The following is a 2,466-nucleotide window of genomic DNA, read 5'->3' as shown; positions in this document are numbered from 1 at the left end:
GATTCACTTAAGGAATTTACAGTTGGATATCTCTTTAACGAAAACATGGTGAAATCATTGGAAGACATCAAGAAAATCGAGATTGACGGACCTCAAATCAATGTTGAAATCGACGACACATTGCTTAAAACAAACGAAACAGTTCTCTGCTCAGATTCCGCAGGAGGCTGGAGAAGCAAAATCAAGGATGTGAACCCCGTTGAATCTGACTTCCAGGTAAACGTCCATGAATTGATTGACCGCATTGAAGAGCTTAAGGATAATGCTGAAATCTGGCAGGCAACAGGAGGCACACACGTTGCGGGAATTGTTTATAAAGATCAGTTTGTTGTAAAAGAGGACGTCAGCCGTCATGTAGCAGTGGATAAGGTAATCGGTTATGGAATCCTCCATGACTTTGACTTGAAAAATTCATATGTGATATACAGCGGCAGGATGCCTGCAGACATGGTAATCAAGATGACAAGGGCAGGAGTGCCAATCCTTGCATCAAACGCAGCCCCCGCTAATTCAGGATACAATATTGCAAAAAAAGGAAATATTACTTTGGTTGGATTCCTAAGAGGCCAACGCTGTAATATCTATAATAATCAAAACAGAGTAATTTTTGACTAAATTACTCTAAAACAGTGTGTCTTGCTTTTAAGTCACTTTCAGTTTGATGCATTTTTTCCATCAATTCGGAAACGATAGCATCCAGGAACACTAAAGTGGTCAGTTCAAAAGCGGTTCCTAAAGGAGTTAATGAAGTATAGTTTCCGTGGATTTGACGTTTGATATAGTTTTCATCATCCACTTCTTTTTTGGTTCTTCCTTTAACAAGAATGTAACTGTCACATAATTGTCCTAATGTAGAATCAGGATAAGATGTTAAAGCAAGAACTTTTGAACCTCTATTTTTAGCGATTTTAGCAGCAGAAACGATAGTGTTAGTTTCTCCAGAACCTGAAATTGCAATAATACAGTCATCTTCATAAATTGCTGGAGAGATGGTTTCACCAACCACATAAGCACTTAAACCTAAATGCATTAATCTCATTGCAAATGCTTTTGCAGCAAGACCTGATCTTCCTGCTCCTGTAACAAAGATGTTTTTGGAGCCTATGATTATGTCCTCGAATTTTTCAATAGCTTCTTCATCCAAATATTCTTCTGCACTTTTTATGTTATCCAATATAGCGTGAATAGAGGTTTTCATTATTTCCATTTTATCTAACCTATAAATCGATATTATTATTTATGATTGAAATTTTATTTATGAATTTATTTAATTTAAATTGTAATTATATTTTTATTCATATTTTTTATTCTTTATTTTATGCTTCATTTAAAGCTTTGTAAACACTGATTGTTCCATTAGCGAATCCAGCGAATAAATATTCTTTGCTTTTATCATATGTAAGAGAAAGACAAGCTCCATTTTCATTATCTTCAAATTCTGGTTTTTTTCCTCCTTTAATTTTTCTTATTTGAAGTCCTTTGTTAGTTCCCAAAGCATAAATTTGGAAGAATTTTGATTCGAATAATATAGCATTAATATCAGTTCCAGTTTCGATAACTTGTTTTGCATCACTTTCATTTTCATTACCTTTATCTTCAATATTTAATACTTTTATTGTTCCATTTTTATAAGCGATGAATAAGAAATCTCCATCATCATCAGTACTTAAAGAAGTTACGGCATATTCTCCTCCAGGAATTTCTCTTTCAATATTATATTCACTATTTAATATTTTCACAGATCCATCCCAACTTCCAACAGCAATATAATTTGTTTTTTTTCTGTTAATATTGAGAATGCAACTAACCCAACCTCTGAATTGATTATTATCGAATCTTTTTTCTCCTTTTGTATTCCAATATTTTAAAGAATTATCCATACCACCAGAGAAAATTAATCTTTCATCGTGTGAAAAAGCAATGCAAAGAACATCTTTAGTATGTCCTTTGAAAATAAGATCAGATCTTGCTGAAGGTATATCCCATAATCTGATAGTTTTATCCCAAGAAGCAGAAACTAATTTAGTACTATCAGAATTTAAAGCTAAAGAAGATACAAAATGATTATGACCATGGAGGGATTTTAATGGTTGTCCAACAATATATTTTCTTATTTCTTTTGGTTGTCCTTCTTCGACTTCTTCTTCATCAAGTTTTGTTATAATTTCTTTTGGCTCATCTAAACTCAATTTCCATCTTATAATTGATTTATCTCTTGAACCAGAAATTAAAAGGGGTGCTCCGTTTTCATCAACACCACATACTAATGATGTAACAGCTCCACCATGTCCTTCAAGAACTCCGATTTTTTCGAAAGAGAATTGATCTTTATTATCATCTTTACTCATTTGTATCTTTGAAATAAAATAAATATTAATTTTATTTTAATTATTTAAATTAATTAAATTTTTTTAAAATTAATATTTTTTGTTTTTTGAAAAGGCAATTGGGGATTGGGGATTGGGG

The 2,466-nt window shown here is 32.3% G+C and carries 3 protein-coding genes; 1 reads left to right on the top strand and 2 read right to left on the bottom strand.

Translation table 11 applies throughout. From position 1 onward, the window contains the following. Positions 1 to 615, top strand: a 615-nt coding sequence (fdhD, locus tag IJ258_RS11365; RefSeq protein WP_292806972.1) for a formate dehydrogenase accessory sulfurtransferase FdhD, incomplete at its 5' end; no start/stop codon positions are given. 1 nt (position 616) lies between these two features. Here the strand turns inward: fdhD and hxlB are convergent. Both hxlB and IJ258_RS11355 read right to left on the bottom strand, forming a co-directional pair. After that, entirely contained in the window at positions 617 to 1,207 is a 591-nt protein-coding gene (hxlB, locus tag IJ258_RS11360) for a 6-phospho-3-hexuloisomerase (RefSeq protein ID WP_292806970.1), read from the bottom strand. Positions 1,208 to 1,316: 109 nt separating this feature from the next. Beyond that, complete coding sequence (locus IJ258_RS11355; RefSeq protein ID WP_292806969.1) at positions 1,317 to 2,348, bottom strand: WD40 repeat domain-containing protein; 1,032 nt, start codon at positions 2,346 to 2,348, stop codon at positions 1,317 to 1,319. Positions 2,349 to 2,466: the final 118 nt, after the last annotated feature.

This window comes from Methanobrevibacter sp. (genome assembly GCF_017468685.1).
Lineage (GTDB): Archaea > Methanobacteriota > Methanobacteria > Methanobacteriales > Methanobacteriaceae > Methanocatella.
This window is presented reverse-complemented; position numbering and strand designations above follow the sequence as displayed.

What these genes read in the sequence shown, in the direction of transcription:
- hxlB (WP_292806970.1), bottom strand. Translation starts at nt 1,207, where the DNA reads ATGGAAATAATGAAAACCTCTATTCACGCTATATTGGATAACATAAAA.
- IJ258_RS11355 (WP_292806969.1), bottom strand. Translation starts at nt 2,348, where the DNA reads ATGAGTAAAGATGATAATAAAGATCAATTCTCTTTCGAAAAAATCGGA.